This window comes from Sphingomonas sp., from assembly GCF_024508665.1.
Classification (GTDB): domain Bacteria; phylum Pseudomonadota; class Alphaproteobacteria; order Sphingomonadales; family Sphingomonadaceae; genus Sphingomonas.
Genome location: NZ_JANINP010000001.1, coordinates 481,221 through 504,865, shown reverse-complemented (window position 1 = coordinate 504,865; position 23,645 = coordinate 481,221). Strand labels below are relative to the sequence as shown.

The 23,645-nt window shown below is 63.9% G+C and carries 20 protein-coding genes and 1 tRNA gene; 7 read left to right on the top strand and 14 right to left on the bottom strand.

All coding sequences use genetic code 11. The features are described 5' to 3' along the window. Positions 1–26 precede the first annotated feature (26 nt). Both Q0L25_RS02310 and Q0L25_RS02305 read right to left on the bottom strand, forming a co-directional pair. Complete coding sequence (locus Q0L25_RS02310; RefSeq protein ID WP_296611299.1) at positions 27–1,214, bottom strand: pyridoxal-dependent decarboxylase, exosortase A system-associated; 1,188 nt, start codon at positions 1,212–1,214, stop codon at positions 27–29. After that, positions 1,211–2,695: an AMP-binding protein gene (locus Q0L25_RS02305; protein WP_296611298.1), complete on the bottom strand. Its 1,485-nt coding sequence runs from the start codon at positions 2,693–2,695 to the stop codon at positions 1,211–1,213. The genes Q0L25_RS02310 and Q0L25_RS02305 overlap by 4 nt, the downstream gene beginning before the upstream one ends. A 251-nt stretch (positions 2,696–2,946) precedes the next feature. Between Q0L25_RS02305 and Q0L25_RS02300 the strand changes: the two genes are divergently transcribed. The 4 genes from Q0L25_RS02300 to Q0L25_RS02285 are packed head-to-tail and all read left to right on the top strand — an operon-like array spanning position 2,947 to position 5,131. After that, positions 2,947–3,234, top strand: a complete 288-nt coding sequence (locus Q0L25_RS02300; RefSeq protein WP_296611297.1) for an acyl carrier protein — start codon at positions 2,947–2,949, stop codon at positions 3,232–3,234. Further along, positions 3,231–3,929 carry a hypothetical protein gene (locus tag Q0L25_RS02295; RefSeq protein WP_296611296.1) on the top strand — a complete coding sequence of 233 codons (699 nt, stop codon included), beginning with the start codon at positions 3,231–3,233 and terminating at the stop codon, positions 3,927–3,929. Before Q0L25_RS02300 ends, Q0L25_RS02295 begins: the two co-directional genes overlap by 4 nt. After that, positions 3,917–4,711: a hydrolase 1, exosortase A system-associated gene (locus Q0L25_RS02290; RefSeq protein ID WP_296611295.1), complete on the top strand. Its 795-nt coding sequence runs from the start codon at positions 3,917–3,919 to the stop codon at positions 4,709–4,711. Before Q0L25_RS02295 ends, Q0L25_RS02290 begins: the two co-directional genes overlap by 13 nt. A 33-nt stretch (positions 4,712–4,744) precedes the next feature. Next, entirely contained in the window at positions 4,745–5,131 is a 387-nt protein-coding gene (locus Q0L25_RS02285; protein WP_296611294.1) for a nuclear transport factor 2 family protein, read from the top strand. A 2-nt stretch (positions 5,132–5,133) separates the two neighbouring features. Here Q0L25_RS02285 and trxB read toward each other — a convergent pair whose 3' ends face one another. Further along, positions 5,134–6,102, bottom strand: a complete 969-nt coding sequence (gene trxB, locus Q0L25_RS02280) for a thioredoxin-disulfide reductase (RefSeq protein WP_296611293.1) — start codon at positions 6,100–6,102, stop codon at positions 5,134–5,136. A gap of 145 nt (positions 6,103–6,247) precedes the next feature. Between trxB and Q0L25_RS02275 the strand changes: the two genes are divergently transcribed. Then, positions 6,248–7,252 (top strand): alpha/beta hydrolase, encoded by a 1,005-nt coding sequence (locus Q0L25_RS02275; RefSeq protein WP_296611292.1) that lies wholly within the window; start codon positions 6,248–6,250, stop codon positions 7,250–7,252. 144 nt (positions 7,253–7,396) lie between these two features. On the opposite strand, the gene Q0L25_RS02270 is transcribed toward Q0L25_RS02275, so the two are convergent. Then, positions 7,397–8,596: an acetyl-CoA C-acyltransferase gene (locus tag Q0L25_RS02270; RefSeq protein ID WP_296611291.1), complete on the bottom strand. Its 1,200-nt coding sequence runs from the start codon at positions 8,594–8,596 to the stop codon at positions 7,397–7,399. Positions 8,597–8,701: 105 nt separating this feature from the next. Between Q0L25_RS02270 and Q0L25_RS02265 the strand changes: the two genes are divergently transcribed. Then, positions 8,702–9,571 (top strand): CoA ester lyase, encoded by an 870-nt coding sequence (locus Q0L25_RS02265; protein ID WP_296611290.1) that lies wholly within the window; start codon positions 8,702–8,704, stop codon positions 9,569–9,571. Positions 9,572–9,614: 43 nt separating this feature from the next. Here Q0L25_RS02265 and Q0L25_RS02260 read toward each other — a convergent pair whose 3' ends face one another. The 4 genes from Q0L25_RS02260 to Q0L25_RS02245 form a co-directional block, all read right to left on the bottom strand. After that, positions 9,615–11,663, bottom strand: coding sequence for a S9 family peptidase (locus Q0L25_RS02260; protein ID WP_296611289.1), 2,049 nt, complete (start codon positions 11,661–11,663; stop codon positions 9,615–9,617). Positions 11,664–11,823: 160 nt separating this feature from the next. Continuing rightward, the gene (locus tag Q0L25_RS02255; RefSeq protein WP_296611288.1) at positions 11,824–12,297 is read right to left on the bottom strand and encodes a DUF2497 domain-containing protein; all 474 of its coding nucleotides are present in this window, start codon (positions 12,295–12,297) and stop codon (positions 11,824–11,826) included. A 46-nt stretch (positions 12,298–12,343) separates the two neighbouring features. Further along, the gene (locus tag Q0L25_RS02250) at positions 12,344–13,849 is read right to left on the bottom strand and encodes a TolC family outer membrane protein (RefSeq protein ID WP_296611287.1); all 1,506 of its coding nucleotides are present in this window, start codon (positions 13,847–13,849) and stop codon (positions 12,344–12,346) included. A 33-nt stretch (positions 13,850–13,882) separates the two neighbouring features. Next, the gene (locus tag Q0L25_RS02245) at positions 13,883–14,563 is read right to left on the bottom strand and encodes a protein-L-isoaspartate O-methyltransferase (protein WP_296611286.1); all 681 of its coding nucleotides are present in this window, start codon (positions 14,561–14,563) and stop codon (positions 13,883–13,885) included. Between the two features lie 182 nt (positions 14,564–14,745). Here Q0L25_RS02245 and Q0L25_RS02240 point away from each other — a divergent pair. Further along, positions 14,746–14,819: transfer RNA gene (locus tag Q0L25_RS02240), tRNA-Cys, on the top strand. A 24-nt stretch (positions 14,820–14,843) separates the two neighbouring features. On the opposite strand, the gene Q0L25_RS02235 is transcribed toward Q0L25_RS02240, so the two are convergent. From Q0L25_RS02235 to Q0L25_RS02210, 6 genes are all read right to left on the bottom strand, one after another. After that, positions 14,844–15,734 (bottom strand): aldo/keto reductase, encoded by an 891-nt coding sequence (locus Q0L25_RS02235; RefSeq protein ID WP_296611285.1) that lies wholly within the window; start codon positions 15,732–15,734, stop codon positions 14,844–14,846. A gap of 97 nt (positions 15,735–15,831) precedes the next feature. Continuing rightward, positions 15,832–16,218 carry a response regulator gene (locus Q0L25_RS02230; protein WP_296611284.1) on the bottom strand — a complete coding sequence of 129 codons (387 nt, stop codon included), beginning with the start codon at positions 16,216–16,218 and terminating at the stop codon, positions 15,832–15,834. Between the two features lie 66 nt (positions 16,219–16,284). Continuing rightward, the gene (locus Q0L25_RS02225; RefSeq protein WP_296611283.1) at positions 16,285–18,699 is read right to left on the bottom strand and encodes an ATP-binding protein; all 2,415 of its coding nucleotides are present in this window, start codon (positions 18,697–18,699) and stop codon (positions 16,285–16,287) included. Positions 18,700–18,755: 56 nt separating this feature from the next. Then, positions 18,756–20,114 (bottom strand): bifunctional diguanylate cyclase/phosphodiesterase, encoded by a 1,359-nt coding sequence (locus Q0L25_RS02220; protein WP_296611282.1) that lies wholly within the window; start codon positions 20,112–20,114, stop codon positions 18,756–18,758. A gap of 433 nt (positions 20,115–20,547) precedes the next feature. Beyond that, complete coding sequence (locus Q0L25_RS02215) at positions 20,548–22,023, bottom strand: efflux transporter outer membrane subunit (protein ID WP_296611281.1); 1,476 nt, start codon at positions 22,021–22,023, stop codon at positions 20,548–20,550. After that, the gene (locus tag Q0L25_RS02210) at positions 22,023–23,645 is read right to left on the bottom strand and encodes a DHA2 family efflux MFS transporter permease subunit (protein ID WP_296611280.1); all 1,623 of its coding nucleotides are present in this window, start codon (positions 23,643–23,645) and stop codon (positions 22,023–22,025) included. The genes Q0L25_RS02215 and Q0L25_RS02210 overlap by 1 nt, the downstream gene beginning before the upstream one ends.

Genomic DNA, 23,645 nt, shown 5'->3' with positions numbered 1-23,645 from the left:
GTAAATATTGCGTTAGGAGTAAAAGATCAGACCAGGATTTCCGCGGGTCTGGGGTGGCCCAGGAACTCCCACGGACTTGCGGTAAGCCCATAGGCTCCCGCCATGAAGACCGCGATGACGTCACCTTGACCGGCCACCGGCAACTCGACCTGATCGGCGAGGCGATCGAGCGGCGTGCATAGCGGACCGACCACGCTCACTATTTCGCAGCGCGAGTCCGCCGATGCCGTGGCGACGGCCACCGGATAATTGCGGCGCACGACGGTGCCCAAGTTCCCAGTGGCGGCGAGCTGATGGTTGAGGCCGCCGTCGCAGACCAGGAAAACCTCTCCCCGGCTCTCCTTGCGATCGACGATGCGGGTCAGATACACGCCTGCCTCTCCCACCAGCCAGCGGCCGAGTTCGATCGCGAATCGCGTGTCGGGCAAGGCGTCGAGCCTTGGCGTCAGCGCGACACCGATCGCTTCGATATCAAGCGCTTGCTCGCCCGGGAAATAGGGAATCCCGAAGCCACCGCCGAGATTGACGAGCGGCGGGGAAGCTCCTGCCATGTCCGCCAAACGGAGGGCCAGCTCAAGCGTATGCGCCTGGCTATCGATGATCGCCGCCGGGTCGAGCGCCTGCGACCCGGCGAAGATGTGAAACCCGCGCCACTCGGCATCGGCGGCCAGGATCCGCTTCACCAGCGCCGGCACGCGCTCGGCATCGACCCCGAACGGCGAGGCGCGCCCACCCATGCGCATGCCCGATCCGCGCAGTTCGAATTCGGGATTGACCCTAACCGCGAGGCGCGGCTTCCGCCCCAGTCGATCAGCAACCGCCAACGCGCGGTCAGTCTCGCCTTCACTCTCCAGGTTGATCGTAACCCCTGCCCCTATGGCAGCGTCAAGCTCGGCATCGGTCTTGCCCGGTCCGGCGAAGCTGACCGCCTTTCCGAGCTTGGTAACCCGCGCCAGCTCGCCTGCGGATGCGACATCGAACCCATCCACCAGGGGTGCCATCGCCGCGAGCAACGGCGGGAAAGGATTAGCTTTGACGGCGTAATGGAGGTCGATGCCTGGACATGCCGCCCGGAAGCGCGAGATCCGGCTCCGGATCACTGCCGAATCGTAGACGAATAGTGGCGAGGACGTGAGCAACTCTTCGACCGAGCGGCCGCCGATCGTCATAGGCAACGACTTAAATTCCTGCGGGATCGCGCCCATCGGCTTCATGACGTCACCCCCCTCAATGCTGCGCGGTCGAGCTTGCCGTTCGCATTGCGCGGCAGTTCCGCCAGCCAGATATAGCGCGCGGGCTGCATGAAATTGGGCAAATCGCGCCGGAGGCGCTCCCGCAAGGCTGGCTCCGCAGAACCGTCCCCTTTAGCCACCACCACGATTGCCTGCCCCTGCCGCTCGTCCGGTACGCCGATCGCGACCGCTTCGCTGGTCTCTCCGCCGGCGGTGATCGCTTCCTCGATTTCGTTTGGGCTGATACGGTTACCCGACGATTTTATCATCTCGTCGTCGCGACCGACGAAGCGCAGCAAGCCATCGGCGTCCGCCACGGCAGTATCGCCCGACCATACCGCCATGCCACCAGATTGCGACCAGGCCGGTGCTGGTCGGAAGCGCGCCGCGGTGCGCTCCGGATCCTGCCAATAGCCTTGCGCGACGAGCGGGCCGGCATGAACCAATTCGCCAGGCTCTCCGGCGGCCGCCCGTTGGCCGTCGGGCCGCACGATCATGACCTCTGCGAACGGAATTGCCCGACCGATCGAATCCGGGTGGTCGGCAACCAGGCTGGGTTCGAGATAGGTCGAGCGGAAAGCCTCGGTGAGGCCATACATCGGATAGATGTCCGCTCGCGGAAAGCGCGCGCGCAGGCCGTCGATCAGACGACGGGTCAGCGCGCCGCCTGAATTCGTTATTCTTTTCAAAGAACGTGTGTCGATATCTTGAGGATCGATATCAAGTAATTGCGTCCAGAGCTGCGGCACGCCCGCCAGCGTCGTGATCCGCTCGCGCTCGATCGCCCGATAGACGTCGCGTGGCAGCAGATAATCGAACGGCACCACGCACGCCCCCACCGCCCAGGTCGAGAAGAGCTGGTTCTGACCGTAATCGAAGCTGAGCGGTAGTACGCCGAGTACACGGTCTGCAGGACCGAGCCGAAGATAATGCGCCACGCTGATCGCGCCCAGCCATAGATTGGCGTGGCTGAGCATCACTCCCTTGGGCCGGCCGGTCGAACCGGACGTGTAGAGAAGCGCGGCAAGCGCATCGGGATCGGCATCGGAAGGCGGCAGCGTCGCGCCCTCCAGATCGAGCTCCTCGGTCACGATCCGCACGCCGTCGGCCTCGAGTGTCTTGGCGCGCGCGGCCTGCGTGATCAGCAATCGGGCGCCACTATCTGATATAATATGCTGCACTTGCAGATGCTTGAGCAACGGATTTATCGGCACGTGTACGAAACCGGCACGTGCCGCCGCCAGCGGCATCAGGCAGGCGATGCGCGTCTTTGGCAGCCAGGTCGCAACGCGGTCGCCGGGTTCCAGGTCCTGCGCGGCCAGCCAACCTGCCAGTGTGCCGACTTGCGCCTCCAGGCCCGTGAAATCGAGCGTACCGTCACGCATCACTAGTGCGGGATCGCCCGAACGCCCGCATAGGGCAAGGTGATCGAGTGGCCGGGGCACGGGATCGAGCGGGATCATGGCGTCGTGATAGCGAGGCCGGGCGCTTCCCCCAAGGTCGCTTTCGTACTTTCGCCCCCCTTCCCATCATCGCCACCCCGCACTTGTTCCGGGGGTCCAACCCTCCCCAACCGAATCCCGCGTTGTTGCGCGTTGGATGCCGGGACAAGCCCGGCATGCCGGCCTATTCGTAACATGAGGAGCGGAGTCCCGATCCGCGACTACCAGCCGCCCTTCCCAAGCCGCCTCCCTGTCGGTAACGCGCCGAAACGATGACCACGCACCCTGCTCCGTCGACGGTCGACCAGACCGTGCGCGCCGTCCTCAAGGATGTCCTGGCGCTCAACGCCGACCGCGTCGCCGCGTTCGACGACGACACCGCCTTGTTCGGCGCCCTGCCCGAGCTCGATTCGATGGCGGTCGCCGGCGTGCTGACCGAACTCGAGGATCGGCTGCACATCCTGATCGAGGACGATGAGGTGGATGGAGAGATGCTTGAGAGCTTCGGTGCGCTCCGCCGTTTCGCCGAAGCCAAGGTTGGCGCTAAGAAAGGCACATGATCGATCATTATGACTGGGCTGGCGGGCGCGAGGCGATGATCCGCTTCGGGCCTGCCACGGGCCCGGTCGTGGTTGTGGTGCTGCCCTTGCTCGAGGAAGCCAATCGCACGCGCACCTTCGTTAGCGGCATACTGCGCCGTCTGGCCGCGCGAGATATCGCTGGCGCGCTGCCCGACCTTCCCGGGCAAGGCGAAAGCTTGGTACCGACCGAAAATGCCATGCTCGCCGGCTGGCGAACGGCGCTCGCGTCCGCCGCGACGGCAGCCGCAGGCGAGCGCCCGGTCCATATTTTATCCTTTCGCGGCGGCGCGTTGCTCGATCATGACGTCAAGGCTGCATCGCGCTGGCAACTCGCCCCGGCCAAGGGCGAGGCGCTGATCCGCGAACTCCTGCGTACGAGCGCGGCAGCTGGCGCGCGGATCGACATCGACCTAGCCAATTACAATGACGAGGGCGGCCCGGTGACGATCGCGGGCAACGCTTTGTCGCGAACGCTGCTGCGCGAACTCAACGCCGCGGATTGCGTGCGAGAGGGCGCGGTCCGCGTCGTCCGGCTCGACACCGATCCAGCGGTGGCCGACCGCAAGGTCGCCGGCGCGCCGTTATGGCGCCAGAGCGAGCCCGGCGACGATCCCGCGCTCGCCGACCTGCTCGCGGACGACATCGCCGACTGGATTGCGCAATGCGCGAGCTGACCGCCTTCCCCCGCGATGGCGACACGCTGATCGGAACGTTCGACGACGCCCCGGGCACAACCGGGCTGCTGATCGTCTCCGGGGGGAACGAACTGCGCTGCGGAGCGCATCGCGGCATGGCGCTGTTGGCCGCCGATCTCGCCGCGGCGGGCATTCCGGTATTCCGGTTCGATCGGCGCGGGATCGGCGATTCGGACGGCGCCAATCGCGGTTATCAGAATAGTGGTCCCGATATCGCCGCCGCCGCGCGCAAATTCCGCACGCTAGCGCCGCACATGAAGCGTGTCGTCGGATTCGGCAATTGCGACGCGGCGACTGCGCTGGCGCTCTTCCACCGCGATGCCGGGATCGATGCCTTGGTGCTTGCCAATCCCTGGATCGGCGGCGAGGAGGACGATATGCCCCCGGCAAGCGCCATTCGCTCGCATTACGCCCAGCGCCTGCGCGATCCACGCCAGTGGCTCCGCGCGTTGTCCGGAGGAATGGATATCGCAAAAGCGATCAAAGGGTTACGAAAGGCTTCTTCCAAATCAAAGCAGCCGACCAATCCTATCGCCGCGCAGATGGCGGTGGCGATGGTCGATACGCCGCGCACGATCCTGCTCGCCCAGCGCGACAATACCGCGATCCGCTTCGAGCATGCATGGCACGAGCCGGATATCGTCCACCGCCGCGATACCGACAGTCACAGCTTCGCGCGGGCCGGCGATGGCGATTGGCTCCGCGCGCAGATCCTGGCGGCGATCGGAGCGGCTGACCCAGGAACGGCGCCAGCCCGTTAGCGTTTGCCCCACGACGCCATGGGAGCAACCGCAGTGAGTTCCAACCAAGATGTCGTCCGCGGTACGTTGCAGGCCTATGTCGACAAGGATCGTGAGGCAATCGAGCAACTGATCGCCGAAGATTTCCATTTCTCGAGCCCGCTCGACAACCGGATCGACCGCGACGCCTATTTTCGCCTCTGCTGGCCGAGCAGCGAAAACATGGACGATTTCGAGATCGTCCGCATGGCATCCGACCGGGATGCGGTGTTCGTGACCTATATCGGCACGATGGGCGGCCGGCGCTTCCGCAACACGGAGGTTCACAGATTGCGCGACGGCAAGGTCGTCGAGGTCGAAGTCTATTTCGGTTGGAACGTCCCTCATGACGTCCCAGCAGGAGAGCATGCCGACCCCAAAGGGGAGCCGACAAACGGCTGACGTCACTCGGCCGCTTCGGCCACCTTCTCGAAATCCGCCTCGGCCAGGAACCGCTCGGCATCGAGCGCGGCCATGCAGCCGGTGCCGGCAGCGGTGACCGCCTGACGATAGACCTTGTCCATCACGTCGCCGCAGGCGAACACGCCGGGCACGCTGGTCCGGGTCGAACCGGTCTCGACCTTGATGTAATGGTCGGCGTCGAGCTCCAGATGGCCGCGGAACAACTCGGTCGCCGGATGGTGCCCGATCGCGACGAACCCGCCTTCGACATCCAGCCGCGACAATTCGCCCGTAACCGTGTCGCGCAGTTCGAGCGCGACCAGCCCGGATGTGCCGCCGCCATCGACGAAGGTCTCGACCTCCTTGTTCCACAGCACCTTGATCCGCTCGTTGGCGTGCAGGCGCTGCTGGAGGATCTTCTCGGCGCGCAACGAGTCGCGGCGGTGGATCAGGGTCACGTCGGGCGAATGGTTGGTCAGGTACAACGCTTCCTCGACCGCGGTGTTGCCGCCGCCGATCACCGCCACCTTCTTGCCGCGATAGAAGAAGCCGTCGCAGGTCGCGCAGGCGCTGACTCCCTTGCCCTTCAACGCCTCCTCGCTGTCGAGCCCGAGCCATTTGGCCTGCGCGCCCGTGGCGATCACCAGCACGTCGCCGACATAGACATCGCCGCCGTCGCCGATCAGCCGGAACGGCCGCTTGGTCAGGTCGACCTCGACGATCGTGTCCCACATCATGCGGGTGCCGACATGCTCGGCCTGGGCCTGCATCTCCTGCATCAGCCACGGTCCCTGGATCACCTCGCGAAAGCCTGGATAATTCTCGACGTCGGTAGTGGTCGTCAGCTGGCCGCCGGGCTGGATGCCCTGGACGACGATCGGCTCCATCCCGGCGCGCGCGCCGTAGATCGCAGCCGACAGGCCGGCCGGGCCCGAACCGAGGATGAGCATACGGGTCGTGTGCGTGGTCATGAAGTGCGTCCTAAGGGCGAAGGCCCCTTTCGCGCAAATCTGGTATCGCGCTTATCCACAACAAGCTGCAACACGGCGCAGAAAAGCTTGCACGGGGCCAAGGAGGACCGAAAGCTGCAGCAAGCCGCCCCGGGGGAGAATCATCATGCGCCGCGTTGCCTTGCTCCTCTGTTCGCTGGCTTTGGCCGGAATCGCTTGTAGCGCGTCAAGCGCACCGCAGTCGAACAAAACCAGCGCGGCGCCCGCTCCCGCCAAGAACCCACCGCTACGCACTGTCGGCGTCTGGCAGCCCGCGCTAGGTTTGGTCCAGTTGCCGATCTGGCCCGGCAATCCGCCCGACGGTACGCTTCGCCCGCAGCCACCGGAAAGCGTCGACACCTACAAGGAACCGCCCGAATATGGCGGCAAGTCGCAGGCGGTTAACAACATCGCCATCCCCACGGTGACCGTCGTTCCTGCCAGGGGACATAATACCGGCACCGCCGTGATCGTCTTTCCCGGCGGCGGCTTCCAAAAGGTGTTCATCGACCTGGAAGGCTTCGAGATCTGCGACTGGCTGATTGCCAGAGGGATCACATGCATCGTCTCGAAATATCGCGCGCCCGGCGGCAACGATTATTGGGACGACAAACTCAAGCGTCACATCACGCCCAAGATCATGCGCGCTCTGCAGGACGCCCAGCGCACGATCCGGCTGGTGCGATCCAAGGCGAAAGCGCTGAACATCGACCCCAACAGGATCGGCGTGATGGGTTTCTCGGCGGGCGGTTATCTGGTCGCGCAAACCAGCAATATTCTGACCCCCGCCTACAAGCCCGTCGATGTGATCGATCGGATCAGCAGCCGCCCCGATTTCGCCATCGCACTCTATCCCGGCCATATTTGTCGCGACGGCGGCAAGTTCGACCCCACGCTGCCGGTCAACAAGGCGGCCCCACCGACCTTTATCGCCCAGGCCTGGGATGATCCGATCGATCCAATCTGCAACAGCCTGATGTACGCCAGCGCGCTGGACAAAGCCGGGGTGTCGACCGAGCTACATCTGTTCGCGAAGGGCGGCCACGCCTTTGGCCTGCGCAAGAGCGACCAACCGATCGGCGCGTGGCCGCAGCTAGTCGAGCGTTGGATGGCGCAAATGAGACTGCTTTAGACGAAAGCAGCGGAGCGACGTCACTGCCTCACTACCAATCGTCATGCCGGGCTCGTTCCGGCATCCAACGGGCAACAATGGACGGATTCCATTGTGCAGGATTGGACGCCGGAACAAGTCCGGGGTGATGGGCGTGGGTGATGCTTAGCCCGGAATCTCGAACAATCCCGCCGCGCCCATGCCCCCGGCCGTGCACATTGACACCACGACATATTTCACGCCGCGCTTGCGCCCCTCGATCAGGGCGTGACCTGCGAGCCGCGATCCGGTCATGCCGAACGGATGCCCGACCGCGATGGCGCCGCCATTGACGTTGAGCTTGTCGGGATCGATCCCCAGCGTGTCGCGGCAATAGAGGCATTGCGACGCGAACGCCTCGTTGATCTCCCACAGGCCGATATCCTCGATCTTGAGGCCCGCCCGCTTCAAAAGCTTGGGGATCGCGAAAACCGGGCCGATGCCCATTTCGTCAGGCTCGCAACCCGCGACCTGGAAACCGCGATAGATGCCGAGAATGTCCTTGCCTTCGGCCTCGGCCGCCTTGCGCTCCATCAGGATCTGCGCGGAAGCCCCATCGGACAGCTGGCTGGCGTTGCCGGCAGTGATGTATTTGCCCTCTTTGATCACCATGCCGTCCTTGAACACGGTGCGCAGGCCCGACAGGATTTCCGCCGTCGTGCCGCCGCGAATGCCTTCGTCCTGCGTCACGGTGACCTGTTCGGTGCCGGTCTGGTTGCCTTCCTTGTCGAAATTGGCCTTTTCGACGGTGATCGGTACGATCTCCTCGGCGAAAGCGCCTTTCTGTAGCCCCTCATAGGCACGCTGCTGGCTCATTGCGCCGAACTCGTCCTGCGCCTCGCGACTGATGCCGTAGCGCTCGGCTACCACCTCGGCGGTCTCGATCATCGGCATATACGCATAGGGCTTCTTCGCGATCACCGACTGGTTCTGATACGGCTTGCCCGCCTGCTTCGTGGTCAGCGTTATCGATTCCATCCCGCCCGCCAATGCCACGTCGAGCTCGTTGCACATGATCCCGCGCGCGGCGAGCGCGATCGCGGTCAGGCCCGAACCGCACTTGCGATCGAGCGTGAAGGCCGGGACGCTCGTCGGCAGCCCTGCCGCGAAGATCGTGTTGCGCGCGACGTTATAGCCCTGCGTCCCCCATTCGTTTCCCGCGCCGTAGAACACGTCGTCGATCCGCGCCGGATCGATCCCCGCCCTCTCGACCGCAGCGTTCATCACGTGTGCCCCCAGCACGGTCGCCTCGGCATTGTTGAAATAGCCACGATTGGCCTTGCCGATGGCGGTGCGGGCTGTGGAGACGATGACGGCTTCGCGCATGTTCTATCCTCTCATTTATCGAATATCGGGTATGGCGCTTAGCGCCGACGCACGCGAAAAGCGAGAGGGCTGGCGCATGTCCTTCGCCTGCGCCAGAACGCCGCCATGACACAGCCGCTCGCCGCCCGTTCGCTCCTGTTCGCTCCAGGCGATTCGCCCCGCAAGCTCGAAAAGGCCGGGCTGAGCGCTGCCGATCTGGTGATCATCGACCTGGAGGACGCCGTCGCCGAAAGCGCCAAGCCGGAAGCGCGCAAGTCGGTCGCCGCACACCTCAAGACCACCCACCGCCGACAGCCGCACTGGGTACGGATCAATCCGCTCGATACGCCGCATGCGCTGCCCGACCTCGCGGCGGTCGTGCCCGCGCGTCCTGATGGCATCGTCCTACCGAAGGCGACGCGTGCCGATGCCGAGCGGCTGAACAATTATCTGTCGGCGCTGGAGGCCTCCGCCGGCCTTCCGCTCGGCGGCATCCCGGTGTTCGTCCTTGCGACCGAGACTGCCGTAGGCGTGTTCGATGTCGGCAATTACGCCGGGTGCCCGCGCCTCTGCGCCTTGAGTTGGGGCGCGGAGGATAGCGCAACGGCGCTCGGTGCGACGAGCAACCGCGACGACAACGGGGATTACGATTTCCCCTATCAGCTTTTTCGTGCGCTCTGCCTGACTGGCGCGGCCGCGGCATCGGTCAGCGCGATCGAGACCATCCACGGCGATTTCCGTGATGCGCAGGGGCTGGAGAAAATGGCCCGCCGCGCTCGCCGCGCCGGTTTTCGCGGCATGCTCGCGATCCATCCCGATCAGGTACCGGTGATCAACGCCGCCTTCACGCCGTCACCCGAAGAAATTGCGCATGCCGAGAAGGTCCTGGCCGCGTTCGACGCCAATCCCGGCGCCGGCACGGTCGGTCTCGACGGCGCCATGCTCGACATGCCGCATCTCAAGCGCGCGCAGGCATTGCTGGCGACGAAGCGATAGCGCTACTCGGTCTTGATCGGCCGCTGTTGAGGGTAGGAAGGAGTTAGTTCGCGCCCTTCCCCGTCCACTTGCCCATCCAGCCAAGCACCTCGCGATACCATTGGCGGCTTTCCTTGGGGTTGAGCACCCAATGGCTGCCGCCGGGGAAGACGATCAGCCGCGACGGGATGTCGCGCCGCTGCAGGGCGGTGAAGGCGGCGATGCCCTGGGTATAGGGAATGCGGTAATCGCCCTCGCTGGTGATGACGAGTTGCGGCGTCTTCCACTTGTCGACGAAATTGACCGGGTTCCATTTCTCGAACGCGGCAGGATCCTCGTAATAAGGATGGCCGCCATGCTCCCATTCGTCGAACCAGAGTTCTTCGGTTTCGTACGCCATGGCACGAGCGTCGAACACGCCGTCATGCTGGACGATGCACTTGAAGCGGTCGGGCCAATTGCCCTCGATCCAGTTCATCATATAGCCGCCATAAGAGGCGCCGAGCGCACAGGCATTGTTGCCGTCGAGCCAGGTGAATTTGGTCGTCGCAGCGTCGAGGCCCTTTTTCAGGTCCTCGAGCGGCCAGCCGCCCCAATTGTTGCGGATCGCGTCGGTGAAGCCCTGCCCATACCCGGTCGAACCGTGGAAATCGACCGCGACCAGGCCATAACCCGCGCCGGCGAACAAGGCCGGGTTCCAGCGGTACGACCAGCTGTTGTTGCTCGACCCTTGCGGCCCGCCATGCACCATGAACGCGACCGGCACCTTGGCGCCTTCGGCGAGGCCGGCCGGCTTGACCGCATAGCCCCACACCTTGTCGTTATTGACACCGGTGAAGCTGAACCGCGTCACCGTCGGCATGTCGATCCCGGCGAGCTTGTCGGCGTTCACGCTGGTCAGCCGCGCGCTCTTCTTGCCCGACAGCCAGTAGAAATCGTCCGGCGAGGTCAACGAGTTCATCGCATAGACCAGTCCCTTGGCGGTCGGTACCACCGCCGAGACGTTGCCTTCCTGCGTCAACCGCGTCGGCTTGCCCGACTTCAGATCGATCGCGAAAATCGGCGTTTCCTGCGTATCCTCGGCGGTGACGTAGATCGTCTTGCCGTCCTCGCTCCACGCAATCGAGCCGACCGAACGGTCCCAAGCCTCGGTCAACGCGCGAACCTGGCCTGTCGCGAGGTCGCGAACCATAAGCACCTGACGGTCGGCTTCGTAGCCTGGACGTTTCATCGCGAACCAGGCGAGATATTTGCCGTCGGGCGACGCCGTGGGAAGGTTGTCCATGCCGTCATTGGCGTCGGTCAGATTGGTCGGCGCGGCCGAACCGTCCGCAGGCGCCGCGAAGATGTCGAGATTGGTCGACAGCGGCTCGATCCGCCCCGCCTCTCGCAGCGCGAAGTACACGGTCTTGCCGTCCGCCGACCAGGACACTTCTTCGCCGCCGCCAAACGGTTTGGACGGACTGTCGCCGACTAGCCCGCCTTCAATCGCCTTGCCGTAACCTGGCGCCTTGCCGTTCGCCATCGGCAGCACGAACAGTTGCGAGCGCGTGCCGTCGGACCAGCTCGCCCAATGGCGGATGAACATCTGGTCGAAGGTGCGGCCGTTGCCGGCATCGTCGCGCTTCTTGACCATGGGGGGCTCGCTCGAGAGCGCGCCGGGCAGGCGGTCGGCCCAGATCAGCATCTTGTCTTCGGTCGGCGCCACCTTGAACCCGCCGATACCACCCTTCAGGTCGGTGACTTGGGTCGGCGCACCGCCGGTGACGGCGATCGCCCAGACATTGTCCTCTCCGCCTTTGTCCGACTGGAACCATACGGTCTTGCCATCACGCGAGAATTGCGGGCTGGTCTCGTTGACCGCCCATTCGCCGATCAGCTTTTCCGGTTTCGCACCTTTGGCGGTCAGATCGAGCCGCCACAAATCATAACGCCCCTTGTCGCCCGCCAGATCGGTCTCACGCTGTTGCCAGACCAGCCAGCGGCCGTCGGGCGATACCGCCGGCGACGAGACGCGGCTGAGCATCGTCACGTCTTCGATCGTCAGTTGGCGCGCAGTTGCGGGGAAAGCGAACGAAGCGAGCGCGACGCTCGCGAGGAGGAGCTTTTTCATGACCCGAGGTAGAGCAGAAGGTGGTTGCCCGAGCAACTACCCGTCGCCGCAAATGCTCGCTTCGTCGGTGATCTGGGGAGCAGTCTGTCGGCCACAGACTACGTCATCCCCGCGCAAGCGGGAATGACGCGTGTTGGGCGGGAGACCGAGCGTTTGAGTCTCAGCGCTGACCGGTGATCCGGGCGATTTCCTTGGCGACCATGGCTTCGACCAGGCTAGGCAGGTTCGCGTCGAGCCAGTCCCGCAGCATGGGCTTCAGCATATCGCGAACCAGCCCTTCCAGCGTGTCGCTACCCGCTACTTCGGGCTTGACGACGAGCCGCGACAAGCTGGCAAGCCGTGCCCGGCTGGCTTCCGCCGTCTCATCAGAGATGATCTTTTCGGCGGGCACAGGCGCCGGCGTCGCGGCAGTCTGGGCGGCAACGGGCGCCGCGATCGATGGGGTATCCGAATCGGGCGCGGGCTCGTTCAGTTCGAGCACGTCATCCTCTTCGGCGACCTCGACCGGAGTCGGCTGCGGAGCCGGACGACGGCGCGCACGCGATGCCCCGCCGGTCTCGACATCCTCGGCGATGATCCGTTTGATCGAGGACAGGATATCCTCCATCGACGGTTCGGCGCTTACATCCCCCATAGGCGGCCTGCTTCCTGACGACGCACGAACTCGCGCAAATCGCGAGCTATTTGGCCTCGTTTGCGGGACGATCGGGGGCCGTGTCAACCGGGGCGTTCAACTGAGGGTCGAGCGGGCGCTTCTGCGACGAGTCCTGCGGCGGGGTATCGCGCGTGCTGGTACCGGTCGGTTTATAGGCCGGATCAATGTCCCAGTCGCTCCATTTGCCCTTGACGCGGTTGTAGTTGGTCAACGGATCATACAGCGCCCCGCCCTCGAGTCCGAGGTCGCGCGCTTCGGCCTGTCCCATCGCCGCGAGCAAGGCGAAGCCGGCGACATAGGCGTCGCGCTGCGCGGTCACCAAGGTCACCTGGCTGTTGAGCAATTCCTGCTCGGCATTGAGGATATCGAGGATCGTGCGGTTGCCGACGCTATTCTCGGCGCGGACGCCTTCGAGGCTCAGCTTGTTGGCTTCAACCGCGCGTTGCGACGAGGCGATCACCTCGAGCGAGGACTTCCAGATCGCATAAGCCGAGCGCGCCTGCGCGATCACGCCGCGCTCGGTATCGGTTGCCTGTTCGAGCGCTTGGGCGCGGCGCGCCTGCGCTTGGCGGACCTGTGCCGACGGGCCGCCGCCCTGATAGAGCGGGACCGAGAATTGCAGCCCGACAGTGCCAGCCGAGCCGGACTGACCCGGCTTCGGGCTGGTGCCGGAGCCGTAGGAACCCAGATAATTGAAGTAATTGCCGCCGACGACGCCGCTCAATGTCGGCAGCCGCGCGCCCTTGGCCGCATCGATGTCGAAGCGTGTCGCATCGCTGTTGCGTTGCGCCGCGAGCAGCACCGGATTGTTCCTGAGCGCAACCTCGACCGCATCGTCGGGCGCATTGGGAAGGTTCGGCAAAGCGGGCGGATCTTCCAGCTGTCCCGGAGGCGAGCCAACCACCCGGATGTAACTTTCCTTGCTGGAGATGAGCTGGGCCTGGGCCTGTTCCAATTGGCCGCGCGCGACCGACAGGCGCGCATCGGACTGCGCGACGTCTGTGCGCGTCAGGTCGCCGACCTGGAACCGATCCTTGGCGGCCTGGAGGTTGACCTCCAGCACCTTCACATTTTCCTTGTTCAGCCCGACGATCGCTTCGTCGCGGATGACGTCCATATAGGCACCGACCACGCCGACGAAGGTATCCGATTCGGTGCCGCGCAGCTGCATCCGGCTCGCCTCGACGCGCGTTTCGGCCCCCTTGATCGAGTTGCGGACACGGCCGCCGCTATACACCGGCACGGCGAGTTGCGCGCTCGCCTGAAGCTGGCGATCGGGCGACAGCAAGCTGTTCTGGCTGCTGTTCAGGGCATTCTCGGTATAGTTGCCGCTGACCCCGACATTGGGACGTCCCTGCGCCTTGGCGATCGGGACGTTCTCATCGGACGCACGGACATTGGCGCGCTCCGCGGCTAAGCCCGGATTGGTGTTGTACGCTTTGACAAGCGCTTCGCGCAGAGTGTCGGCGGCAGCCGGGACGGCGGCGACCGCGACCATGGCTACACCAGCGAGCAAAACGGAAACGCGCATCAAATCCCCACCTCTTTCAAAACGCCATTTCTTTCAAAAGGCGAAGCTCCGCGGCGCCGAAAAACCGGGCAGCGCGACGCAATCCACGTCGGCGAAAGCGCGCAGCCCGAACGCCCCCTTGATCGTACGTCCCGACGCCAGGCGCGATACGCCACGTTCGCGCAGCCCGGTCACCACCCGCCCTCCGGGAATCACCTGACCGACGAGCGATTCGGGAATTAGCTCCACGCAGCCATCGACGATCAGCACGTCATAAGGCGCACCCGGCGCATGACCTTGATCGAGCGGCCCCTCCACCAACTCGACATTGCCGTAACCCGCCAGTGCGGCACGGGCGTGCGCGGCAAGATCGGCATCGCTTTCGACGGCGACGACCGAACGTACCAGACTGGACAGCACAGCGGCAGTATAACCGCCGGCGGCGCCGATCAGCAGCACCCGGTCGCCGGGCTCCAGATAGGCCTCGGTCAGCAATTTGCCGGTGGCGATCGGCAGGTTGAGGTAACGGCCGCTACCGATCGCTACAGCAGTGTCGCGGTAGGCGAGCCGGCGCGCGCTTTCGGGGACGAACGCCTCGCGCGGCACCCTGGCCATCGCAGTCACCACGCGCGGATCGTTGACCGCGTTGGTGCGCAACTGGCTCTGCACCATGGCATGGCGCATCGCCTCGAAGCTGATATCCTCGCCGACCGTCCCTGGCGCCAAATTGTTCATAGCCCGCCCAATCGCATAACTGTTTTACGTATGCAACACACTTCATGCCGCTCGGCTGCTATATGGTGCGCTGCGCCGCACGCCAACCCGCAATAGCGCATTAAATTACAAACGTCATATAAAGCCGCTGTTGACTTGAGGCCGTCCGATGCGCAAAGCCCCGCGCCTTACCACGCCTTCGAGGCCCGTTGGCGGAGTGGTTACGCACCGGACTGCAAATCCGTTTACGCCGGTTCGATTCCGGCACGGGCCTCCATCATCGCGATATCGCGACCGACGGTCAGGGTAGTTTCTTTCCCATCGATGCCTGCAAGACGCCGTACCATTCGGCACGCGACCATTCGACCTTGAAGGCGTCGCGCGTCTCAAGGATTCGCTCGACGCGCTGACTGCCGACGATCGGAATGACCCGCGCCGGATGCGCCATCAGCCAGGCATAAGTCGCAGCTACGGCGGAGACGCCATGTTGTGCGCCCTTCCCTTCCAACAAGGCCGCAACCGGTCCGTTCTGACCGAGCCTCCCACCGCCTAGCGGCGACCAAGCCAGGACGGCATGATCGCGCGTCATCGCCAAGTCGAGCGTGCCATCCCAGAGGGGATCGGTGTGTAGCGGCGAGAATTCGGGCTGGGTGCTCGCCAGCGGCACGGTAAGGAAGCTTTCGAGGGCCGCGACCTGCGCCGGCGTGAAGTTGGACACACCGATCGCCAGGGTCTTCCCACTTGCGATCATCTTCTCGAGCGCAGCCGCCAGCTCCTGAGGATGCGCAAGCAGATCCGGACGATGGACCTGCCAGAGATCCACCTGCTCGATACCCAGGCGTCGCAGCGATGCGTCGAGCGCGCGCTCGAGATAGGCCGGACTCGAATCATACGGCACCCCGGGAATGATCCCTCCCTTGGTCGCCACCACCATATGCGCCCGCAATTCAGGCGCGCCTTGCAGCACGCGACCTAGCGCCGTCTCGGCATCGCCGAATCCGCTCGTGCCGTTGAATCCATAGATATCGGCCGTGTCGAACAGCGTGATTCCGCTATCGAGCGCCGCTTCGATCAGCGCCGTGGCGCCGGCGATATCGTCACCGCGCAGCCGCCACATGCCCCAGGCGATCGGTGAGACGAGGATGCCGCTTCTACCGAGCGGCCGCGGTTCAGCGGAAAGACGTTCGATCATGGCAGCGCTCTTGCCACGAGCGCGGGCGAGCCGAAATGGCTAAGATCCTTTTCATTGAAGCTGAAACCGGCACCGACCCAGCGAAGCCAAAATAGCGCTAAAGAATCACGTCGCCCTCGCCGCTGGCGAGAATGCGCCCCATCGCCTCGAACAGAGCGTCCATCGCGACCGGCTTGAACAGCACCTCGTTGGCGCCCGCCGCGATGCAGCGTTCGCGCAGGTCGATCGCGGTATCAGCCGTAACGACGATGATCGGCAGCTTGGCTTTGGCATCGGGCCGCTCACGAATGCGTCGGATCGCGGTAATGCCATCCATCCCCGGCATGCGCAGGTCGACCAGCGCCATGTCGAAATCGCGCTCGTCGATCAGTTTCAGACCGATCTCGGCGCTTTCCGCCTCGGTCATTGCCGCCCCCGCCACGTCCAGCATGTCGGCGACGACGCGCCGATTCATCGGATCATCCTCAATGAAAAGCACGTTCATCGTAGCGGACCGGTCCGGACCGCAGCGTGGGGGGCATTAGAGATCATGGTCGATCCCCCTATCCGCCTAAGCGGCCCGACTATCAACATCTTCATCTTTCGCTACCGAAACGATTGTTTGAACCAACGCGGCGCCGGCAATCGGCTTGGCAATCAGTTGATCTACGCCTGCCGCGGTTAACCGGGTGCGGTCGGCGGCATCCGGGCTTGTCCATAGCAATGATATCGGCGCACCGTTCAGGCGCGCGATTCCCGCCTCCACGTCGCCGTCCATCCCCATCGTCGCTTCGTCGGTAAGAATCCGCTGGATTCCACCTTCTTTCAACATCGCGGCGGCATCGTCGATCGATCCGGCGATCTTCACCGAAGGAAAACGCTGGGCGAATAAAGTCTTGAGCATCGCTCGACTGATCGGATTCTTGTCGAGGATCAGCAGAGCCTTGCCTTGCTCGTCGTCGATCGCTGTAGCCTGTTCTTCGGCGACGCGAACCAAGGGGACCGCCACCGTAAACGTAGACCCCTCGCCCGGAACGCTCGCCACGGTGACGTCGCCGCCCATCGCCCGTGCAATGTTGCGGCAAATCGCCAAACCTAGGCCGGTGCCGCCGAACTGACGCGTGGTGCCGGCGTCAGCCTGACGGAACGACTCGAAGATAAGTTCGAGCTTGTCCGGCGGGATCCCGATCCCCGTATCGCGGATTTCGATGGTCACGTATTCGCCGTCGGCCCCCTGAATCACCCCCGACCGGACGTGAATATATCCATTTTGGGTGAATTTCAGAGCATTGGAAAGCAGATTGAACGCAATTTGCCGCAAACGCGCCGGATCGCTCTCGATCCGGGACGGCGCTTCGCTGACATCGAGTTCGAATCCGACACCCTTCGCGGCAGCCTGATCCTGCCACATGCGCGATACGTCGCGCAGCATCGCCGCCAGGTCGACCGGCGCGCGCTCGATCGTCAGATTGCCCGTCTCCATCTTGGCCACGTCGAGAATGTCGTCGACCAGCGCGCGCATCGACACGCCAGCACCATGCACCACGCCGATGCGATCGCGCATCGCGGGATCTAGCCGTCGGTCGGCCAGCATCACCTGAGTCATCCCCAGGATCCCGTTCAGCGGCGTTCGAATTTCGTGGCTGGTAGTGGCCAGGAATTCGGTCTTGGCAGCCAGCGCCTTGCCTAGAGCGGCATTGCTCGCTTCGAGGTCGACATTGGCCGCGCGCACCTGGTTCCGGCTGCGACGAATCGTGATCAGGCCGAAGCTCAGCATGCCGAACACCACGATCGAAACGGTCGCGGTGGCGACGAATATCCAGAATTGCGCATCGGCGCGCCTCTTGGCCTCGTCGGCCTGCAGCTTGGCGATCTGGAGTTCCTGGTTGGCGAAGTCGAACTTTGCGCTCATCAGCGCGGTGTTATTCGATCGCGCGGTCGTCGTCGTCTTTTCATCGATCGCGCGAATCACCTCGAGCTGGTGCAGCGCTTGCGGCGTGTCGCCAAGGGCCTTGTAGATGTCATAGGCCGTCGTGTGCGCCTGCCAGAATGCCACGGTGTCGACCGCGCTCCCCGCCAACGCAAAGGCTCGTTCGATCTTCGCGCGCGCCTCGGTCAGCTTGCGACGCTCGAACGCGGCCTTGGCGGCAAGCGCCCAGAGCTGGGCAGCATCGTCGCGCGAGGAACTGTCGGTCAGGCGGAAGCCCTGTGCGATTGTCCTTTCGGCGTCGTCGAGCCTCCCTGCCCACAATTCGTTTCGGGCCAGATTGCGCAACACCATCGCTTCGAGGGCCGGATTCCGGCTTTGTCGCGCGAATTTGAGCGCCTTCTGAAACTCGACTTCAGCCTCGTCATAGCGTTTCAATTCGCGGAGCGCGTCGCCGCGGTTGCCGTGGATCGTGCTCAGCAGTTGAGGGTCGTTGCTGCCGACCGCGAGCGCCTTGTCGCTGTTCTTGATCGCGCCATCGAAATCGTTGGCATCAAGGTAGATCCCGGCAATGCCGATCAACGCCTTGGCTTGGCCAGTCGTATCGCCGATCGCGCGATAGAGGTCGTGCGCCGCTTGATAGTCGCGCAACGCGTTGGCGATGTCGGCCTTGTCGGCATTCCAACTGCCCCGGGCAAGCAAGATATCGGCGTTGAGTTTGCTGCCCTTCGCAGCCCGTTCGGTGATGATCAGCGCTTGCGCCAGCAATTGGCCCGCGGCGGCGGGCTTGCCGCTGAAATTGGACGCGACACCCTGGAGCCACAGCGCCGTGGCGATCTCGACGTCGCGATCCGGCTCCGCCATACGCTGAGCGAGCTGGCGCGCGGCAATCGCCTTCTGCACCGTCAGCTGCGGATCGATGCCCATCGTCGCCTTGACGTCGTCTAGCGCCTTGTCGACTTGCGCCTTGTCGACCGGCGCCCCTTCGACCTGCGCCACGCACGGGGTCGCGACGAAAATCGCAAACAGCGTGCACGCGCGTAGGATCCACCGATTCATGACGTAACCAGAATGAACTTGCGACGTTAAAACCGCCCTAAGGCCGCCATCGTCGATTAGCCGAGGCGGCGGAAAGCGGCGGCGCGGAAACTGGCTCGCGCTGAATCCACCAGCGCGGCGTCCTTATGATCGCGCAGGAACTGGCGGAACGCCTCGATCTCGACCGGGCGGCTGATCAGATAGCCCTGGATCATGTCGCATCCCATCACGCTGAGCAACGCCAGCGCAGCTGGCGTTTCGACGCCCTCGGCGGTCACTTCCATTTCCAGCGCGTGGGCAAGATCGATGGTCGATCGCACGATCAAGGGATCGCGGTTGCTGCTGGTCAGCTGCAGGACGAACATCTTGTCGATCTTGAGCTCTCGGGCCGGCAATTGCTTGAGATAGGCAAGGCTCGAAAGGCCAGCGCCATAATCGTCGATAGCGATCGCGATGCCGTGATCGGCGAAGATATTCAGGTTTGCGATCGCGCTGACGGGATCGCGGATGACCGAAGTTTCAGTGATCTCGAAGCCGAGCGGGACGCCCGCTTTACTGACCATTTCGCACGCACGCTTCACGAATGACACGTTGCTCAGCAATTGGCCGGAAATGTTGACGAAGATCGTGATCTCCTGGCCGTCGGCCCGGAGATAATGCTGATCGGCAATGACCTGCTCAATCGTCCACAGCGTCAGCCGGTCGATATCGCGAGAGGTTTCGGCCAGCGGAATGAAGTCGCTCGGCAGGATCAGTCCACGCGTGGGGTGGCGCCAGCGCACCAACGCCTCGGCGCTCGCGATCTCCTGGCGGCGGACATGCACCTTGGGCTGATATTGCAGGAACAGCTCGCCGCGATCGATCGCTCCCTTGAGCTCACGCTTCAACGCCAATTTGTCGACCATCGGGTCGACTTGCGACAAGTCGCGCAACACCAATTGGCTTTCGTTGCGCGATTGAACCAACGCGTCCTCGGCTTCCTCAGCAAGGCGAATGTCGTCCAACGTACCCGGGGGTCCGGCAGCGATACCGATGGCCAGGTCGATGTGATGGCGTTCGCCGTCGAGGTCGAAGGGCGCGGCGAGCGCTTCGGTCAACCTGTCGGAGAATTGTTGAAGTTCCGCGGTGTCGGCGACGCAAGTGTCCACTTCGACCGTCCAGCGGCCGATCACCGTGGCCACCACGCCGGGCATCGCATTGGCGATTCGGTCGGCGATATCGAATGCGATGTCGTTCGACCGCGCGACACCGAGATGCCGGCGCAGGAATGCCTGGTTGGTCATTTGGGCAAGTGCCTGGACGGCCCAGGGTTTCGTGGCGGAAACCTGCGCAAACGGGGTCGCGGCACCGCGCATACGGCTCCGCGATGTCGACGATAGGCCGGATTGGCCTACCGGCTCTTCGGCCGGGCTGATCGGGATGCGAACGCGCGTCATCGCCGCCCTGCTACCCCAAAGGGCCTGAAAGAACTCTTAAGCTCCCAAGCCCCGACCTCAGGGAAAACACGTAACCGCCCGGAATCGCGATTGCTTTTAAGTTAAAAAGTTATTAAGAAACTCCCGTGCCCGGGGTGGGCGCATCAGGAGTAAAGCAATGCTCGCGTTTCTTATTGCGCTCGTCCACGGCGAAACCATTCGTCCCTGGTAAAGCGATATTAGACGGCCCGCTTCCCACCGATTGACTTGTTGATTCAACAAGTTGACGGCGGAGGCGGGTCGCTCTGTATCTGGTTAATTCGATGCGTTGCCGGGCCGTAATTACAGCCCAAACCTTGCCGAATTAACCTTTTCTTAAATTTTACGAATCGGTCGCTAACCATCATACCGCGCAGCGACGCGCCAGCCCGTGCGGCCGTGGCAAACGCGCCCGTCAGGGGGTGCCCGGCGTCCCTTCAGACCATCCGCCGCCCATCGCCTTGAACAACACCACCGATAGCTGCCGGAGCTGCGCGTCGCTATTCGCCAGGTTTTCCTTCGCGCGCAGGACGTCCACCTGCGTATTGATGACGGTATCCTGCGCAACCAGGCCCGCCTGGTATCGCGCCTGATCCGCGGCGGCAGTTCGGTCGGCATCCGCCAGCGCTTGGCGTAACAGCGCGTTACGACGGCGTTCGGCGTCGATCTTGCTCAACGGGTCCTCGACGTCGCGTAACGCCTGGAGCACGGTCATGCGATAATCTTGATACGCTTGCTCACGCTGCTCCTTGCGGATTTTAACCGTCGCCTTGCGCTTTCCCCAATCCAGCAGGGGAAATGTCGCCTGTCCGGTGCCGGTTAGCTGCAGGCTATCACCGGCGAAGAGACTGCCGAGCGAAGTCGAGATCAACTGCGCCATGCCTGTCAGGCTGAACTTAGGATAGAGATCGGCCACTGCGACTCCGATATCGGCGGTCGAGGCGGCCAGATTGCGTTCCGCGGCACGAATGTCGGGACGGCGGCGCAACAGGTCGCTGGGCAATCCGGCCGGAATTTCCGGCGTAGGCACTAACGCGGGCAAAGGCCCGGATAATTCCGCCATCAAGGCTTCCGGCGGTTGTCCGATCAGGACGCCGAGCGCGTGCTTGCGTACGTCGAGGTCGGCCTTGAGCGGTTCCAGTCGCGCGCGAGTCGCAGTGATGTTGCCGTTCTGCCGGGTGACGTCGATCGACGGCGTCAGCCCGACCTTCGAGATGTTCGACGCGATCTGCAGCGCCCGGCCTTGCCTGTCGATTTCGCTGTCGAGCACCGCGATCTGTTCCTGATCGAGGCGAAGCGCGAAATAGGCGTCGGCGACTTCGGCTGCGAGCGTCACGGCGGCGTCGCGCTGGTTCCACTCGGCCGCCTCGGTCCGCGCCAGCGCCGCCTCTACGCCGCGCCGGCCACCACCGAAGATGTCGAGTTCCCAGCTCGCGTCGAAGCCGACCGCGAAAGTCTTGATGCTGTCGCCGGGCAAGGCGACACCCGAAGGCGGCCCGCTGTTGCCGCCACCGGAAAAGGCCCGCGCGAGGGTCGCAAAGCCGGCATTCTTGCTGAATTTGACGTCGGTCGCGTTGGCATCGGCGTTGACCACCGGCTTGTATTGCGCCCGCGCTTGAATCTCGCCCAGCCGCGCCTGGCGCACCCGGCTCGCCGCCGTCGCCATGTCGGGATTGTCCTTGAGCGCGCGGTTAATCAGGTCGGTCAGCTTGGGATCGGCAAACGCCTCCCACCAGCGCGCCGGATCGATCGCCTGGCCGGGCGGCGGCGCGCCTTGCGGGCCGGCATAGGTCGCGGGGACCGCCAGATAGGGCTTGGAATAATTCGGGCCGACCGTGCAGGCGGCAAGCGCCAGCGCAGACACGAGCAGGATGTTTCTTTTCCGCATCATCAATGTCCCATTCCGCCGCTCGCGCCCTTGCCCGAGTTCATGAAGATGACCACCGGCAGCAAGATCAGGATCAGCACCATCAGCGACCGGAAGACGTCGAGGAAACCGAGCATCGCCGCCTGTCGCTGTACTTGTTGATAGAGAACCGCCTGGGGCAGCACGGTCGGATCACCCAAACCGGCGAACGCGCCCTTCGCCTTGGCCAGCCAGTCGGTATAATTGGGATCGAGCGGATTGAGTTTCTGGACCAGCTCGGCCTGGTGACGTTGCATGCCCCCGGCGAGCATCGATTGTGCGGCAGAGATGCCGATCGACCCGCCCAGGTTGCGCGCGACGTTGAGCAGGCTTGAGGCTTGCGCGGTCTTGTCGCGGGGCAGCCCCTGATACGCGACTGCATTGATCGGCACGAACAGGAACGGCAGTGCCATCGCCTGGTAGAGCCGCCCCAAAGCGGCATCGGCGAAGCTGATGTCGGGACTGAAATGCGACATGTTCCACAAGGCGGCCGCCTGAACGAATAACGCCCCGCCAAGGAGGATTCGGGCGTCGACCTTGCCGACCAACCGGCCGGCGAAGGGTACGGCGACCAATGTCGCGATGCCGCCCAGCGTCAGCGCCAGTCCGGCATCGAACGAGCTGTAACCCATCACCTGCTGCAACATCTGCGGGATCAGCTGGGTCGTGCCGAACAGGATCAGACCGGTAATCCCCATGACCAACAAAGTGATCGCGAAGTTGCGATTGGCGAGTAAGCGGAGATCGACCACCGGATCCTTCTGTCTGAGCTCCCAGAAGATCAGGCCAACGAACCCGAGGAACGACGTAACCGCGGTAAACACGATGAAGCCGCTGGCGAACCAGTCCTCGCGCTCACCGCGATCGAGCGTCAACTCGAACAAGCCGAGCGACAAGGCGACGAGGATGACGCCGACATAATCGATGCGCAGTCCGCCGGCGAGTTTGCGCTGGCGATCGGCCTTCACCTGCTCGGGCTCGTCGACGAATATCTCGGTGAGGAACCAGGCCGCGATGCCGACCGGCACGTTGATCAGGAACACCCAATGCCAACTCGACGTCTCGGTGATCCAGCCGCCCAATGTCGGGCCCAATACCGGCCCGACGACGACGACGATCGCGAAGGCGGCGATCGCCATGCCGCGTTTTTCCGGCGGAAAGCTGTCGATCAGCATCGACTGCTCGACCGGTGCGAGCCCGCCCCCGCCTATACCCTGCAGCACCCGCGCGATGACAAGCGTCGATAGGTTGGGCGACAGGCCGCAGATCAGCGACGAGATCGTGAACAAAGCAATCGAGATCAGGAAATAGCGCTTGCGCCCGATCGCATCGGACAGCCAGCCCGAGATTGGGATGACGATAGCATTAGCAACCAGATAGCTCGTCAGCACCCAGGTCGCCTGGTCGGTGGTGATCGACAGGCCGCCGGCGATATGGTCGAGGCTGACATTGGCGATCGAGGTGTCGAGCACCTCCATGAAGGTCGGAAGCGAGATGATCGCGACGATCAGCCAGGGATTGTACTTCCCCGCCGCCGAGCGACTGCTGTCCCAGCCGCTTTGCTTCGCGGGCGATCCCGCGCCGGCTTCTGCCGCGGCGCTCGCCAC

Excerpts from the sequence above, each read along its gene's own strand:
- Q0L25_RS02310 (WP_296611299.1), bottom strand. The coding sequence starts at position 1,214 with ATGAAGCCGATGGGCGCGATCCCGCAGGAATTTAAGTCGTTGCCTATG.
- Q0L25_RS02305 (WP_296611298.1), bottom strand. The coding sequence starts at position 2,695 with ATGATCCCGCTCGATCCCGTGCCCCGGCCACTCGATCACCTTGCCCTA.
- Q0L25_RS02300 (WP_296611297.1), top strand. The coding sequence starts at position 2,947 with ATGACCACGCACCCTGCTCCGTCGACGGTCGACCAGACCGTGCGCGCC.
- Q0L25_RS02295 (WP_296611296.1), top strand. The coding sequence starts at position 3,231 with ATGATCGATCATTATGACTGGGCTGGCGGGCGCGAGGCGATGATCCGC.
- Q0L25_RS02290 (WP_296611295.1), top strand. The coding sequence starts at position 3,917 with ATGCGCGAGCTGACCGCCTTCCCCCGCGATGGCGACACGCTGATCGGA.
- trxB (WP_296611293.1), bottom strand. The coding sequence starts at position 6,102 with ATGACCACGCACACGACCCGTATGCTCATCCTCGGTTCGGGCCCGGCC.
- Q0L25_RS02275 (WP_296611292.1), top strand. The coding sequence starts at position 6,248 with ATGCGCCGCGTTGCCTTGCTCCTCTGTTCGCTGGCTTTGGCCGGAATC.
- Q0L25_RS02270 (WP_296611291.1), bottom strand. The coding sequence starts at position 8,596 with ATGCGCGAAGCCGTCATCGTCTCCACAGCCCGCACCGCCATCGGCAAG.
- Q0L25_RS02265 (WP_296611290.1), top strand. The coding sequence starts at position 8,702 with ATGACACAGCCGCTCGCCGCCCGTTCGCTCCTGTTCGCTCCAGGCGAT.
- Q0L25_RS02260 (WP_296611289.1), bottom strand. The coding sequence starts at position 11,663 with ATGAAAAAGCTCCTCCTCGCGAGCGTCGCGCTCGCTTCGTTCGCTTTC.
- Q0L25_RS02255 (WP_296611288.1), bottom strand. The coding sequence starts at position 12,297 with ATGGGGGATGTAAGCGCCGAACCGTCGATGGAGGATATCCTGTCCTCG.
- Q0L25_RS02250 (WP_296611287.1), bottom strand. The coding sequence starts at position 13,849 with ATGCGCGTTTCCGTTTTGCTCGCTGGTGTAGCCATGGTCGCGGTCGCC.
- Q0L25_RS02245 (WP_296611286.1), bottom strand. The coding sequence starts at position 14,563 with ATGAACAATTTGGCGCCAGGGACGGTCGGCGAGGATATCAGCTTCGAG.
- Q0L25_RS02235 (WP_296611285.1), bottom strand. The coding sequence starts at position 15,734 with ATGATCGAACGTCTTTCCGCTGAACCGCGGCCGCTCGGTAGAAGCGGC.
- Q0L25_RS02230 (WP_296611284.1), bottom strand. The coding sequence starts at position 16,218 with ATGAACGTGCTTTTCATTGAGGATGATCCGATGAATCGGCGCGTCGTC.
- Q0L25_RS02225 (WP_296611283.1), bottom strand. The coding sequence starts at position 18,699 with ATGAATCGGTGGATCCTACGCGCGTGCACGCTGTTTGCGATTTTCGTC.
- Q0L25_RS02220 (WP_296611282.1), bottom strand. The coding sequence starts at position 20,114 with ATGACGCGCGTTCGCATCCCGATCAGCCCGGCCGAAGAGCCGGTAGGC.
- Q0L25_RS02215 (WP_296611281.1), bottom strand. The coding sequence starts at position 22,023 with ATGATGCGGAAAAGAAACATCCTGCTCGTGTCTGCGCTGGCGCTTGCC.